At 70.2% G+C, this 14,077-nt stretch carries 10 protein-coding genes and 5 pseudogenes; 6 read left to right on the forward strand and 9 right to left on the reverse strand.

Annotated features, from left to right (window positions below; all coding sequences use genetic code 11):
- Positions 1-97 precede the first annotated feature (97 nt).
- Positions 98-712, forward strand: a pseudogene (locus AB0442_RS39250) (IS982 family transposase); the annotation flags it as partial.
- Positions 713-801: 89 nt separating this feature from the next.
- Here AB0442_RS39250 and AB0442_RS39255 read toward each other — a convergent pair.
- Positions 802-1,026, reverse strand: coding sequence for a hypothetical protein (locus AB0442_RS39255; protein WP_366168310.1), 225 nt, complete (start codon positions 1,024-1,026; stop codon positions 802-804).
- Positions 1,027-1,123: 97 nt separating this feature from the next.
- Between AB0442_RS39255 and AB0442_RS39260 the strand changes: the two genes are divergently transcribed.
- Positions 1,124-1,408 (forward strand): transposase, encoded by a 285-nt coding sequence (locus AB0442_RS39260; RefSeq protein ID WP_366168319.1) that lies wholly within the window; start codon positions 1,124-1,126, stop codon positions 1,406-1,408.
- 757 nt (positions 1,409-2,165) lie between these two features.
- Positions 2,166-2,300 (forward strand): annotated as a pseudogene (locus tag AB0442_RS39265) (IS5/IS1182 family transposase); the annotation flags it as partial.
- A 106-nt stretch (positions 2,301-2,406) separates the two neighbouring features.
- On the opposite strand, the gene AB0442_RS39270 reads toward AB0442_RS39265, so the two are convergent.
- The 5 genes and pseudogenes from AB0442_RS39270 to AB0442_RS39290 all read right to left on the reverse strand — a co-directional run bounded on the left by AB0442_RS39270 (position 2,407) and on the right by AB0442_RS39290 (position 7,138).
- Positions 2,407-3,648 (reverse strand): neprosin family prolyl endopeptidase, encoded by a 1,242-nt coding sequence (locus AB0442_RS39270; protein WP_366168311.1) that lies wholly within the window; start codon positions 3,646-3,648, stop codon positions 2,407-2,409.
- Positions 3,649-4,024: 376 nt separating this feature from the next.
- Positions 4,025-4,570 (reverse strand): annotated as a pseudogene (locus AB0442_RS39275) (ISAs1 family transposase); the annotation flags it as partial.
- 24 nt (positions 4,571-4,594) lie between these two features.
- Positions 4,595-5,566: pseudogene (locus AB0442_RS39280) on the reverse strand (IS110 family transposase); the annotation flags it as partial.
- 478 nt (positions 5,567-6,044) lie between these two features.
- Positions 6,045-6,476, reverse strand: a complete 432-nt coding sequence (locus tag AB0442_RS39285; RefSeq protein WP_366168312.1) for a sulfurtransferase TusA family protein — start codon at positions 6,474-6,476, stop codon at positions 6,045-6,047.
- Positions 6,473-7,138 (reverse strand): metalloregulator ArsR/SmtB family transcription factor, encoded by a 666-nt coding sequence (locus AB0442_RS39290; protein ID WP_366168313.1) that lies wholly within the window; start codon positions 7,136-7,138, stop codon positions 6,473-6,475. The genes AB0442_RS39285 and AB0442_RS39290 overlap by 4 nt, the downstream gene beginning before the upstream one ends.
- A 68-nt stretch (positions 7,139-7,206) precedes the next feature.
- On the opposite strand from AB0442_RS39290, the gene AB0442_RS39295 reads away from it, so the two are divergent.
- Together AB0442_RS39295 and AB0442_RS39300 are read left to right on the forward strand one after the other, a co-directional pair.
- Complete coding sequence (locus AB0442_RS39295) at positions 7,207-8,586, forward strand: MBL fold metallo-hydrolase (RefSeq protein WP_366168314.1); 1,380 nt, start codon at positions 7,207-7,209, stop codon at positions 8,584-8,586.
- Entirely contained in the window at positions 8,583-9,881 is a 1,299-nt protein-coding gene (locus tag AB0442_RS39300; protein ID WP_366168315.1) for an MFS transporter, read from the forward strand. The genes AB0442_RS39295 and AB0442_RS39300 overlap by 4 nt, the downstream gene beginning before the upstream one ends.
- Here the strand turns inward: AB0442_RS39300 and AB0442_RS39305 are convergent.
- The 3 genes from AB0442_RS39305 to AB0442_RS39315 form a co-directional block, all read right to left on the reverse strand.
- Complete coding sequence (locus tag AB0442_RS39305) at positions 9,870-10,241, reverse strand: DNA cytosine methyltransferase (protein ID WP_366168316.1); 372 nt, start codon at positions 10,239-10,241, stop codon at positions 9,870-9,872. The genes AB0442_RS39300 and AB0442_RS39305 overlap by 12 nt on opposite strands.
- 803 nt (positions 10,242-11,044) lie before the next feature.
- Positions 11,045-11,839 (reverse strand): pentapeptide repeat-containing protein, encoded by a 795-nt coding sequence (locus AB0442_RS39310; RefSeq protein ID WP_366168317.1) that lies wholly within the window; start codon positions 11,837-11,839, stop codon positions 11,045-11,047.
- 896 nt (positions 11,840-12,735) lie between these two features.
- On the reverse strand, positions 12,736-13,125 hold the full coding sequence (locus AB0442_RS39315; protein WP_366168318.1) for a hypothetical protein: 390 nt from the start codon (positions 13,123-13,125) through the stop codon (positions 12,736-12,738).
- Between the two features lie 415 nt (positions 13,126-13,540).
- On the opposite strand from AB0442_RS39315, the pseudogene AB0442_RS39320 reads away from it, so the two are divergent.
- Positions 13,541-14,077: pseudogene (locus AB0442_RS39320) on the forward strand (hypothetical protein); the annotation flags it as partial.

Genomic DNA, 14,077 nt, shown 5'->3' on the forward strand with positions numbered 1-14,077 from the left:
GCCTGGTTTCGCGGGTGGCGTCTGGTCGCCGTCGACGGCACCACCTTCGACCTTCCCGACACGGCGGCGAACGCGGAGTTCTTCGGCCGGCCGGGAACTTGCCGTGGACAGCGACTTCTGGACCGACACCGTGTGGATCACCGACTCCACACCGATGCCGTGCGGCATGTCGCGCCCGACTGTCCAGCGGTCGAGCCTGGCGGGCTGGGCCGGCTATGGCTACTGCGCCTCCCACTCCCGCTTCTTCTGGGGCCCGCGGCTGTACCTGGTCTGCACGCCGACCGGCATGCCGATCATGTGGGCGCTGGCCAACCCGAAGATCGGCGAACGGGAAGTCCTGGCCGCGATGCTCGAGGTCGACGCCGAGCTGGTCGCCCGACGGAAGGGCATCCTGCTCATCTCGGACAAGGGCTTCGCCTCGAAGCCGTTCGAGAACAATTTGGCCGAGCTCGGCATCGAGCTGCTGCGGCCCTCGCGCAAGCGCGAGAAGAAGCGCTACGGCGAGCCGATGCTCAAGAAGGTCCGCCAGCTGATCGAGTCGGTCAACGACACCCTCAAAGGCCAGCTCAACCTGGAACAGCACGGCGGACGGACCTTCGAGGGCGTCGCGGTCCGGGTCGCCCAGCGCGTCCTCACGCTGGCCGCCGGCATCTGGCACAACAACAAGATCGGCGCATCGGTCACCCGTTCGCTGATCGCCTTTGACCACTGATCACATTGGACTCATTCGTCTAGAAGCGGTCAGGTCGGGGTGGAGAAAGGGGGCGAGGTAGGGGCAGTGGGCGGTGGTGGCGGCGCCCATCAGCAGCCACCACCAGCGTTTCCCGGAGCACCGGAGGTGCAGCGACCGTAGAGGTGCCGCTTGGCGGAGGCCTCGGCCAAGGCCTGCGGGGCGAGCCCGGCGCTGTGGCTGGTGAGCTTGTAGAAGCGGCAGCGTGGTCGGTGCTCGGCCTCTGCACTCGCGTGGTCCTCCCAGTAGCGCTCGACCCAGCTGGCGTTCAGCAGGCGCTCCAGAAGGGGGAACAAGGTACAGGGTGACCCCCGCGATGTGGACACACCTGATAATGGATCTTGGTGACCCTGGAAGGTGAAGATCGACGTGGGACGGCCCTCGAAGTCCAACGTGGAGTTCAGGTCCGACGCGGTGGCGTTATGGCGGGCGTCGGAGGGCAGGCGAACGTTCAAGGACGGCGCGGCCGATCTGCACGTCACCCCGGAGACGCTGCGCACGTGGGTGCGCGACGCAGACGGAAGCCCGGGCGGCGCGGGCAGGTCCGGGCCGCAGAGCCTGGAGGCGGAGAATGCCCGGCTGCGGACGGGGAACGCTCGCCTGGTCAGGCGGAGAAGAAGTGGCAGCTGGAGCGCGAGATCCTGCGCCGGGCGGCCCAGTATTTTGCCCGCGAGATGAAGTGAAACCCCGCCGCTGGGACTTCGTCTCCGCCAACGCCGATGACTTCGGCGTCCAGCGGTTGTGCCGGTGCGCTGGCGAACCCGAACTACGCGCTGTCGCTCAGCACCAGGCCGCCGCGTTCGGCGGCCCGGCGCACCCGCCGCCGGACTCTCGGCTGCCACACCGCGCGGGCCGCATCCGCGGTCGCCTGTCCCGCGGCAGGCTTCGGAGCCGCGGTGCCCTTGAGCGACCGCTGGACAGTGCGTGGGCTGACGCCGAACTGTCCGGTGACGACGGCAGCGGTCGCCGCCCCCTGCGACGCACCGTCTGACGAGGCGTGGGATCATCAAGGCTGCTCCCCGGCTGCACGCCATTGCCCGCCGGGGAGCTTCCTTGTCCGACGGGGACGTCGCCGGGCTGCCGCCCGTCCGGCCGGGTTCCGGAGCGGACTCAGGCAAGGTTGTGGTCGAGTGCCACCCGCAACAGCGCCACCGCGTCGAGCGCGTCCCGGGACAGCCAGGGCTCATCGTCCGCGGCATCGATGGCCAGGCGGCCGTCGACGAACGCCCCCGGTACTCGCCGCAGGTCGCCACCCAGCCGACGGCCGGCCTGCCGTCGGGCCGGCGGACGGCGAACACGGACGGGTCGGCCTCCCATTGTCGACGAGCAACGGCCCGTCTGCGGCTCCACGTCCCGGTCGGGGCGCCCAGGCCCCTGCCGAGCGGCGACAGCGATGTGTGCTCCACGTCCAGCGCCAGGGGCAGCGGCGCCCCGCCTGAACCACCGCCGCCTCGCCCGCGGCTGCCAAGCCCTCCCCGAACGTTCCGAAGCCATGGTCCATGTTGCAATGACCAGCCCCATGACCCGCAGCCTCACCGGAGACGCCACCCCGACCTGGCGCGGAACCTGATCTTCCAAGTCGGGGACGAAACGCCCAGTGAGGCGCGGGTCCTCCCGGCTCTTCGGGCTTCCGGGCCGTCACGGCCCGGAAGCCCGAGGGGCTGGCCGCCGGCGGGTCACTCGCAGTTGGTCCCGCCCGGCCCGCCGAAGAAGAAGTACTCATTCCACGGCGGCGCCGCGTGGCCGACCGCGGTGGTGAAGCACTTCGGCGACGGCTGCGATGCGGTCAGCGACGCCGACTGGGCGCCTCCGTTCACGCCGAAGTAGTAGACGTCGCGCTGGTAGGCCGCGAACTGCCAGCCGCTGCTGGCGAACGCGCCGCTCCCCATCGGCGGCCACGCCGTGATGTCCACGACCTCACCGCCGTAGTCGATATCCGCGGCGTTCCTGGAGAGCTGGCCGCCGCCGAACAGCGAACCCCGGTAGTAACCCACCGCATTGCTCGCGGTGGTGCCGCCGAGATAGAGCCACCAATTCCCACCGGAGAAGTACCAGGTCACCTCGACCTCGTACTGCGCGCCGCCCCAGACGCTCGACGGGCTCAGCGTCCCGCCGATCGCCCAGGCGGAATTCGTCTGGGTGAACGCCGAACAGTCGAGGTTGTAACACCCGGTGTTCTGGTAGCCGTCTGCGGTCCAGTAGATGAACAGGACCGGCTGGGTGGTGCCGTATTTGCCCGGATAGATCTGGGAACCGCATTCGACGGTCTGGACCGGCGAACCGCCGGCGTACCACTGCTGCGAGAGCGAGAACACCTGCGACCCGATGTTGGGGTCCCATATGTTGACGAAGCTGTGGCCGCCCAGATTGTCGACGACCTGGTATGCGTGCGCGTACTTGTGGACATGCGCCTCAATTTCGGCAGGGCTCAGTCGGGGGTGGCGCCCCATTCCCTCGGGGGTTTTGTGAAAGAAGTCCCTGAGGGTGCGTCCGCGGGCCAGTTCCTCCAAGGTGACCCGGCGCATGGGGATCGTGCCGGGCGGGCACGACATCGGGTTCCCGAACTTGTCCAGCCGGTCCGAGCGCAGTTGCGGCTGCACCGGCGAGGCCGGTGCCTCACCGCGCGGGCCGGGCTGGGGCGGCGCGTCGGGCGGGACGGCCGGGCCCTCGCCGCCCCTGAGCGAGGGCTGGTCCTCGATGGGGACGCAGTCGAAGATCTGCCCGTTGTCGTCGACGAAGCTGTGCTGGACGTCGACACCTGAATAGAGACCGAGAATGTGCTGCCGCATCGCGGCGAATTCGTCCGCCCCGGCTGTCGCCGAACGCGATCTGCGGGTGAATTCATCGTGCCGGGCCGAGGCGACGTCGTCAATGAACTGGGCGAAGCTCGGGAAATTCGTGCCGTCCTGGGGTGCCATGACCGAATGCTCCTTCGCGGCCGTGCGCAGGTGCCGGTCACGGCGCGTGGCGCACGGACGCCACTGGACTCGGTGGGTTTTCGTGACGGCCGGTAGCGGCCGTCACTATCGGTGAAACCTCGTTCTTGAAGTTTCCATAATGGTGATCCCGAACAGTCGCCGGATCACATGTGGAGGTGCCTCGCGGGACATCCTGATTCCCGTTGGCCTCACCCTCGGCAATACCATAACTCCGGCCCGTGCCGATTTCCTGTCGGGCCTTCGAATCGTAGAACGTGCAACCGTTTCCCGGGAGGTGGGATCCGGCGCCGGAGCCGATTCGACTGTCGTTCCGTGGGCAGGGCTTCGGCAAAGTCGCGTGATGTCTGGTTGGTGATCACGTGAGCCCGAGGAGGGCGAGTGGTCGCTGCGGGTCGCGGGCATTGCGCCGGAGGGCGGTGGCGATGCCGCGGACGCCTGCGAGACGGAGGGCGCCGATGGTGAGGTTGCGCCAGGTGGCCATCGCTCGAGGTGCGTTGCCGGTGCGGAGCTGGGAGACGTCCTCGTTGAGGGTCACGTCCCGGATGTGGTGCAGTGCCTCGATGGACCAGTGGCCGCGGATCAGGGCCGCGAGCTGTGCGGGAGCGGCCCGGCCGGCGGGCAAGCTGGTGACCGCGTAGATCGTCTTGATGGTGATCTTCCCGGTCCTGCGGTTCACTCGGCGGCGCTTGAGCTGGATGGCCTGGCGGGCGTGCGGGAAGAGTAGGTTGTTCACGGTGGCCGCCTTGATGCGGCGGATCTCGCCCCGCCCGTGTCCGGTCTCCCTGATGCGTCCCTGCATGGGGATTGCTTGCCAGGGAAGGGACGTGAGCTGCTTGCGGAGCTTCTTCAGGTTGCCCTTGACGATCACGATGTAGTGGGCGGACCGGCTCATGACCAGGTAGTCGGCGTGCTCGCGCTGGCTGGACTTCTTGCCGGAGGCCCGGGTGACGGGGGAGGCGCCGGCGTATGCCTTGAGGCCGCGGGCGTCGGCGAAGCGTTCGCGGTCGTCGCCGATCTCGGCGAGGGCCCGGGCGCCGAGTTGGGTTCCGAGGCCGGGGAAGCTGCAGATGATCTCCGCGTCCGGGTGCTGCGGGAACACCTCCTCGACGGCCTGGGCGAGGTCGTCGGCGGCGGTGCAGGCGGCCGTGAGCTGGCCAAGGATGGCGAGCATCTGCCGACCGAGGGCGTCCTCGACCAGCGGGGGCTGGTGGGCCCAGTCGGCGCGGAAGACTTCTCGCAGCCGGTCGGCCTCGGTGTCGATGCCGCGCTTGCGGCCGGCCCGCTTGAGGGCGGAGGCGAGCTGCGTGCGGGTCAGCTGCGCGGCCTTCGCCGGGGTCGGGACGGTCTTGAGGATCTCGCGGGCCTCGGGGCGGCACAGGCCGTTCTTCCACGGCTCGAAGGCGGCCAGGGCGGCCGGGTAGTACTCGCGCAGCAGGGAGCGGAGCTGGTTGGCCATCTGCTGCCGGTTCCAGGTGGCGTCCTGCTGGGCGCGGGCGAGGACGGCGACGGCGCGGGCCAGGTCGCTGTCGTCGGGCAGCGGCCGGTGGGCGTGCATGTCGGTGCGCAGGATGTTGGCCAGGACCAGGGCATCGCCGGGGTCGGACTTCTTGCGGGAGACGGCGTGGCGGTCGCGGTAGCGGGCGGCGGCCATCGGGTTGATCGCGAAGGCCTTCCGCTTGCCGGTCCGCAGGACGGCGACCAGCAGGCCGCGGGAGGTCTCGATGGCGATAGGGATTGGGGTGTCCTCGGTGTCGCCGTACTCTGCGAGCAGGTCCAGCAGCAGCTTGTAGCCGGCCGCGTCGTCGGTGATGTGCCGCTTGGCCAGCAGCTGGCCGGTGTCGTCGACCAGGGCGACGTCATGCGTCCGCTCAGCCCAGTCGATGCCGCAGTAGATCAAGTTGTTCCCTCCCCAGGGCGCGGTGTTTGCGCTGGTCACGAGCACATGCGGGCCACGCAGCGACCTAATTCCAGGACTCTGCCACCCGGCCGGTCCGCCACCTCACTAGCCGTTCGTGGCACCAGCGCACCCCACGGGCCCCGGTCTATTGCGGGAGCTCGGGCAGCTCGGGAACTTCGAGAGGTCACCGTGCGGCGGGCTCGCACCACCAACACCAACGAGTGATCAAGCGCGTGGTGTTGACGATGGTGGCGGCCGCGAGGACGCCGGACGCCGCCGCTCTTACGTTGGGCGTCGAGGCCGGGCAAGTAGTAGGCATCCGTCCGGCGCCCACGCAGCCGCCACCACTGTGTAGGCCGAGGCCGCGCGCCGATCTATCCGAAGGCCTCGCTGGCCCGGGTGGCGCGAGGCGTCACGACCTCGGCATTCGAACGGATCGACTTCAGCCCCCTGGCTCCACCGATCCGCTATCAACGAATTAGGCAAGTGAGCTGTCCTCTACTTGCCTTACACCTATCGAAGGGCTGGTCATCGAGGTCCACCACGGAGGTGATGACGATCGTGCGCCCCAAGGTTCTTCCGCCACTCTTGGATCGCACCGAGCACCACGCGGTAGCAGCGGCGGTGTCAGCTTGAGGCGGGATGCCGGGGGGTGCCTAGGCGGGTCCGCGGCGGTCCGTAGGGCGTAGACGTAGCGGCCGAAGTCGTCGGGGACGGGGCCGAGGTAGGTGTGGCCGGTGAGGCGGCACCAGGCGGGCAGGTCGAGCGGGGCGGCCGGGTCGGTGGCGACGACGTGGACGACCGTGCCGGCCGGGGCGTGGGCGATACGCCGTCGAAGGTGCAGCAGCAGGGTGACGCAGAGCATGCCGGTGCCGTCCACGACGACCGGCTCGACCTGGGCGGCGGTCATGCGGCGCCGGCCTCGACGGGCAGGGCCGCGAGGCGCCATTCGAGCATGCCGTCGTCCAGCCGCTTGGCGGTGCGGCCGTGGGTGGCCAGGAGGCGGACGGCGTCGTGGGACAGCACGCAGTTGGTGCCCCGGCAGTAGGCCACGATCTCCGCGTCGGCGGGCAGCTCCGCGAGGCGTGCCTCCAGCTCGTCGAGCGGGATGGAGACGGCTCCGGGGATGTGTCCGGCGGCATACTCCTCGCCGGGGCGGACGTCGATGACGGTGGCGGTCCCGGCCTTGACCCGCTCCAGGAGCTGGTCGCGGGTGAGGTGGTCGGTGTCGTCGGGGCCGAGGTAGGCGGTGCGGGCCTGCTCGGTGGCGGCGAGGTGGGTGCGGGCGACCTGCTGCAGCAGCGCGTACAGGGCGGCGACGTCGTCGCCGGCGAGGCGGTAGTGGATGCGCACCCCGTCGCGGCGGGTGGTGACCAGGCCGGCCTGCTTGAGGGTCTGCAGGTGTGCGGAGGCAGTGGTCAGGCCGAGGCCGGCGGCCTTGGCGAGGGCGTCGACGCTGCGCTCGCCCTGGGCGAGCAGGTCGAGCAGTTCCAGGCGCTTGCCGTTGGACAGCGCCTTGCCGGTGGTGGCGAGCGCGTCGAACAGGGCGGCCTTGCGGGTGGGGTCTCCCATGGCATCCTCCATAAATCCATGGAATATTGTATGAGTGTTGGGGTGGGGATGCCACCCGCACCACCGCGATGCTGGAGGACGCCATGGGCTTCGCCGACGAGCACCTGATACCCCTGGTCGACGAGGGACTGGGTAACAGCGCCTACCTGGTCGACCTCGGCGACGGCCGCGCCCTGGCCGTGGACGCCTCCCGGGACCTGCGGGCCCTGCGCGAGGCCGCCGGACGACGGGGCCTGACGGTGGCGTTCGCGGCCGACACCCACCTGCACGCGGACTTCCTCTCCGGCGCGCTGCAGCTCGCCCACGACGACGGCGCCGCCGTGCTGGCCTCCACGGCCGGGCGCCGGGCCTTCGACCATCGCGGCCTGGGCGACGGCGACGAGGTGGACCTCGGCGGGCTGATTCTGCGGGCGCTCGCCACCCCCGGTCACACCGACGAGCACCTGTCCTTCCTGCTGCTCGACGGCTCCCGGGAGCTGGGGGTGTTCACCGGCGGGTCGCTGATCGTGGGCTCCGCCGCCCGCACGGACCTGCTGGGCGCCGACCGCGCGGAGGGGCTGGCCCGTGCCCAGTACCGCTCGCTCCGGCGGCTGACCGCGCTGCCGGATGCGACCGCGGTCTGGCCGACCCACGGTGCCGGCTCGTTCTGCTCGGCCCCGCCCGGATCCGAGCGCACCACCACCATCGGCGCGCAGAAGGCCGCCAACGACCTGTTGGCCGCACCGGACGAGGAAGCCTTCGTGGCCCGCCTGCTCGGCTCGCTCGGCTCCTACCCCGCGTACTTCGACCGTCTGGGCGAGATCAATCGCCGCGGTCCCGCCCTGCTGACCGCCGCACCGGGCCTCGACCTGCTGACCCCGGCGGCGGTGCGTGGCCTGCTGGCCGACGGCGCCCGCCTGGTCGATGCCCGGCCGATCGCCGAGTTCGCTGCCGGGCACGTCCCCGGCGCCGTCTCCAACCCGCTGCGGCCGGCGTTCGCGACCTGGATCGGCTGGACGCTGCCCGCCGACGCCCCGCTGGTCTTCGTCCTCGGTCCCGGCCAGGACGGCGCCGAGCTCGCCTGGCAGGCCGCGAAGATCGGCTACGACCGGCTCGCCGGACAGCTCGCCGGCGGCATGGACGCCTGGCAGGCGTACGGCGGCCCGATCGAGACGATCGAGCTGGTGACCGCCCAGAAGATCGGCACCCGGCCGGTGCTGGACGTCCGCCAGGACGCCGAGTTCACCGCCGGGCACATCCCCGGCGCCGCCCACACCGAGCTCGGCGACCTCGCCACCGACGGGCAGAGCGCTGCCGACGGGGCGGTGGTGATGTGCGGGCACGGCGAACGCGCGATGACCGCCGCCAGCCTCCTCGCCGCCCGCGGCACCCGCAACCTCGCGGTCCTAGTCGGCGGCGCCGACGACTGGACGAAGGCCACCGGCGGGACGCTGGAGGACGGCTCGTGACCACCACCGCCCCCGCACACGGTGGGATCCGGCTGGGCCTGCGCGCCAACCTCGCCCAGTTCTCCCTGCTCGTCGCGGTCAACGCCTTGGTCGGCGGCATGCTCGGCCAGGAGCGTACCGTCCTGCCCCTGCTGGCCGACCGGACCTTCCACCTCTCCGCCTACACCGCCGCTCTCACCTACATCGTGGCGTTCGGCGCGACCAAGGCCGTCACCAACTTCTTCGCTGGCACGCTCTCCGACCGCTACGGCCGCAAGCCCGTCTTGGTGGCGGGCTGGATCGTCGCACTGCCGGTGCCACTGCTGCTGATCTGGACCCCCACCTGGGGCTGGGTGGTCTTCGCGAACGTGCTGCTCGGGATCAACCAGGGCCTGACCTGGTCGACCACCGTCATCATGAAGATCGACCTGGTCGGCCCGGCCCGCCGCGGGCTCGCGATGGGCTTCAACGAGGCGGCCGGCTACCTCGCGCTCGCCGGCACCGCCATGGCCACCGGCGCGATCGCCGCCCATGCCGGGCTGCGGCCCGAGCCGTTCTTCCTCGGCATCGCCTACGCCGCGCTCGGCCTGGGCCTGTCCGTCCTCGCCGTGCGCGAGACCCGCGAACACGCCCGCGCCGAAGCCGCCCTCCATCCCGCCCCGGCCAACCCCGACCACCACGGCGAGCTGACCACCGGCCAGATCGCCCGCACCACCAGCCTCACCGACAAGGCCCTGTCCACCGCGAGCTGGGCCGGGATGGTCAACAACCTCAACGACGCCCTCGCCTGGGGCATCTTCCCGCTGCTGTTCGCCGCCCACGGCCTGTCCATCGGCGAGATCGGCCTGCTCGCCGCCCTCTACCCCGCCGTGTGGGGGCTCGGGCAGATCGCGACCGGCTGGTGGTCCGACCGCATCGGCCGCAAGCACCTCATCACCGCCGGCATGCTCCTCCAGGCCGTGGCGATCGGCCTGGTCGCCTCCGGCACGACGTTCCCGGTTTGGGCCGCGGCGCAGGTTCTGCTCGGCGCCGGGACCGCGCTGGTCTACCCGACCCTGCTCGCCGTCATCGGCGACGTCGCCCACCCCGCCTGGCGGGCCCGCGCGGTGGGCGTCTACCGGCTGTGGCGCGACGGCGGCTTCGCCGTCGGCGCCCTCCTCGCCGGAGCCCTCGCCGACGCCTGGGGCCTCACCAGCGCGATCTGGGCGGTCGCCGCCCTCACCGGCGCTGCGGGCGTCGTGGTGGCGGTACGGATGTACGAGACCCACCCCCGGTCCGGCACTTCGCAGAGGGCCCCTCGTCCCTTACTTGAATGACACACAGCCAAGCGGCTGACCTGCAGTTTCACCGGCTTGCACTAGATAACTGGAGACGCCGGCGACGAGGAGGTCGGCAGCGGGCAGGTCGCGGGCGGAGTGGTAGTCGGCGGCTCCGGGGTCGACCAGGTCCGCGATCCAGTGTTCGGCCTGCGGGTGGTTCGCCTCGTGGACCTCGACCTTGTAGGGGTTGTGGTTGGCGGCCATGATCGTGGTGAATCCGGCCATCTCGATGCCGTGGGTCAGGCCTCCGAATCCGGAGAACAGGTCGACTGCGACGAGGTCGTCGTTGCGGAAGCGGCGGCGCTTGGTGGCGGGCTTGTGAGTAGCGCTGCGACGGGTGGCCGTTGACTTGCCCATGGCGCGGATTCCTCTCTTCGGTCAGTCGGTCGGCGTGGCAGCGGGGGCAGGGAGGGGCTGGTCCTCGGTGGCGATCGGAGGAGGTGTCAGCCGGGTTGACCGCTGGGGGAGTTGGCTCCGGGCATGAAGGGGCTTCCGCTGCGTGGGAATCCCTGAGGGGGCGTGCTGCGCGCGAAGCCGGCCAGCCTACGCGCCAGCCAACTTGCAGTCAAGCTGCATTGAAAATTTTTGTAATGCAATGCCGCTGGGATGTGCGGTCAACTCCGGCTCGGGCCGTAGTCCTTAGTGTCCTGTGCCAGCGAATTGGGGCGGTGTGCCACCCGAGTTGGACTGAACGTAGTTAGTGACAGCGAAGATGGACTGCCGCTGGTCGCAGTGAGGGTCAAGAGCGGGCTCCCGCCACCGTCGGGCGGATCGGCGGTCAGGAGTCGGCGCCACAGGAGGGTGATGTGGCGAGAGAACCCGCTGGCACAGGCGTCCGCGCCGTCGGAGGTCGCCGCCACGTCCGACAGCACGGGCACCTGGACCAGCGGGCCAGCCGGGCTGGACCTGCGGCGCTGGTGGCTGAGTCGCGCGGCCGCCCGCGACGCCGGTGTCATGGCCAGGCGGCTTAGGCCGCCGTGCCGCGTGAGGTGCCACAGTGTGCGGAACAGGTTCCGAAGGATGAGCAGCACCATGACCGCAGATGCTGCCAGCCGGCCCGTACGTGTTCTCTCGGCGCGATGCTACGACCCGCAGCGCTGCTCCCCCGACGACAAGGGCAAGCACTCGGCGTCAGTCCGGGCTTGCCCGTCTATACCTTGTCACCACCAGGCACCGGTGGTTGTGCTGTCGTGGGTGGCACGGTCGGTGTTCGTCCTTGCGTCGTGCCGCGCGCCGGTGAGGTTCACTGTGTAGAGGTCGGTGCCGTGCAGGTCGGCGCCGCTGAGGTTGGCGCCGGCCAGTTCCACGCGGGAGAACCTCGCCGGGCCGAGTTTGGCGTCGGACAGATCGGCGCTGCTCAGGTCAGCATCGTCAAGGAAGACGTAGCTGCTGAAGTCGGCTTCGTTGAGGTAGGCGCCGGTGAGCGTAGCGTTGCCCAGCCACACCAAGTGACCGTGGGCGCGCGTCAGATTCGCTCCGTGGAGGTCCGCTCCGACGAGGGACATCCGGGTCAGGTCCGCGTCGTGGGCATCCACGCCGGCAAGACAGGTGTTCCGGAGGTCGACGCCGGCGAAGTGGCGCGGGTCCTTATAGCTCGGGTCCCGGGATACGTCCCTCCTGGTCAAGACCGTAAAGGCCGCCGCGACGTCGGCCGGGGCCGGCGGACAGACCGCGGAGGGGCCGGTGCGGGGACTGGAACTGCGGACGAACGCCCCGAGGACCTCGACGATCGTCTGCTGGTCGCGGGGGGAGTCGGAGGCGAGGCGCTCAAGCGCGTAGATGCCGCCGAGCCGGACCTGCAGATGCTCGGGGCCGGGCGTGCCGAGCTGATCAATAGCCCTGGTGTACCGGTCGGTGATCTGGCCCTGCTCCGCGACGCTGATCTGATCACGGGTGGCGCGCAGGGACAGCGCGGTGAACACGAGAGCAGCCACAGCAGTGAAGGCGGTGATCAAGGTTGCCAGCTGTGACCACCGGTCGGCTCGGGCCGAGGTTCGAGGTAACGGCCCCTCGGGGGAAGGACCGCCAGTTGCCGAAGCGTCCGCCGACGGAGCCGCCCGGCGCTGGCGGCGTCGGACGGTGATGGCCGCCACCGCACACCCTGCGGCGACCAACAACGGCCACCACCGGCCCAGCCAGTGCACCACTGCCGACCAGGGCGGCAGCGCGTCCACCCGCCCGAGTGCCAGCAGCAGGGCCGCCACGGCAACGACCAGCAGGACGCCACTCGACTGGCCTGCAGTCGGCCGCCACCGCGCCCTCGGCGCGCTCGGTTCAGTAGGCGGTTCCTGGGGACCTTCATCCACAAGCTCCATGGTGCCCGATGTGCCACTGGTTCAAGCTTCTGGAGCCACCCTGCGTGAGCACCGCCATGCCTGAGCAGCCGTCAGCGGCCGCATCCGAGGACCTACGGCCAGCCCGCTTCCACCGCCGTGACCCGCCGCGAGGCGGTGGCGGCCGGACGGGTGGTCGTACTGACACAGCTCCAGGGCCGGGCCGGGGGGATTGGTCGGTGCAGCGGGTGATCTGGAGGTCCCGGACGCCGTCGGCAGGCGAAGGCGGGCGCTGCGACTGGTGGACCCCCGCTCCGGAGGCCTGGCCTGCGGGATCCAACTTGGCTGTTACAAACGACCACCGGTCCAACTTCGTTGGCATCGGTTCAGGTTCACTGGCACAGGGCACTCAGGCGGTCGGTGTCCGTTGTCATCCGACCCAGTCGTCGTCTCAGCAAAGACAGGCGACTGCGATTCTTTCTCATTCGACGTAGTCGCCGCAGGTCAGGTCCGGGGCCGACCAGCTTCGCTGACAACCGACGGCCGGGTCCCCGGTAGGCCAAGCAGTTCCTTGGCGCTCAGCTATCTGTTCGGTTCCGGACGTCGGCGGTCATCACCTCGACGAGCTCCGCGTATTTGGCTCTGTCCTGTAGTTGCTCGCGTAGGTCCTTCGGCCCCGCGAAGCTCAGCAGCTTGCCCCGGAGCGGTTGGTTCGCGACGAGCAAGGCCTCGGAGAGTTTCGTGCCGACATCGAGGTCGTCAGCACCCACTCGGTGCACCGCCTCAAGCAGGGCCGCGTACTTTTCGCGCCTATGCACCTGCCATGCCGCGGCGCGCTCCAGTTCCTCCACCATGATGGTGGCCCCGCTGGTGTGCTTGGCTTGACGCACGCCGAACCACCCGCCTGCCACCGCGCCGAGCAGGCTCGCCGCTCCGCTGATCAGGGCTACCGAAGCTGTATCGGCCATACGCCACCTCCTGTCTTGGTGAGGTGAGCAAACCCAATGAGATGGTCAGCCCACATCGTGGATGCCCGGCAGCGTGTCGCAGAAGGACACCGGAGGATCCCTTGCGACCGAGGCGGAAGCGTCGGCATGCCTGGGTGCTCTCCTCACCATCACCCGTTGCGGAAGGTGTTGCCACAGCAGCCGATGCGTTCGCACCAACCGCAGTGGCCGGGCCCGAGCGTCAGCCCCCGGCGCCGGCGGCTGGCACTCGACCGCGCGCCGGAATGCAAGGGACAAAGCGATGAGCCCTTTCAGCTGTCACTCGGGCAAGGTGAGGCCATGTCCGCCGTTGACGACCTGAAGGGTGTCTTTACTGCCGTACATGGTCTGACCAGCGGCTTTCCGGGCGGTCGGGTTCCGGGCATGATCACTGGGCGTGGGTCTGCGACTGCTGTACTTGATCTTCTGCCGGCTGCTGGGCTGGCTGACACTCCTGGGACGCTCCTCCGCTGCCGACAGGGCCGAGATCCTCGCCCTGCGCCATGAGGTCGCCGTGCTGCGCCGACGGATCGGGCGGCCGCAGATGTTCTGGGCCGACCGTGCGGTGCTCTGCGCTCTCGCACGCCATCGGCCGTCCGCCCTGCGCCGGCACCGGCTGGTCACCCCGGGCACGCTGCTGGGCTGGCACCGACGGCTGGTGCGTTGGAAGGGGCGCCAGCCCCCGGGCAGGTCCGGCCGGCCACCGCTGCCCGAAGAGATCGTCGCGCTCATTTGGCGCCTCGCCACGCAGAATCCGGCCTGGGGTGCGTCAGGATCCAGGGCGAGCTGCGACGGCTCGGCCACCGGGTCGCCGCTGCCACCATCGGTCGCATCCTGCGTCGCTCCGGCCTGCCACCCGCTCCACCGCGCGCCTCCCGGCAGTCCCGGCGCACCTTCCTCCGCTCCCAGGCCCACACGCTTCTCGCCTGCGACT

The sequence above is a fragment of the Kitasatospora sp. NPDC085895 genome (genome assembly GCF_040702125.1).
GTDB lineage: Bacteria > Actinomycetota > Actinomycetes > Streptomycetales > Streptomycetaceae > Kitasatospora > Kitasatospora arboriphila.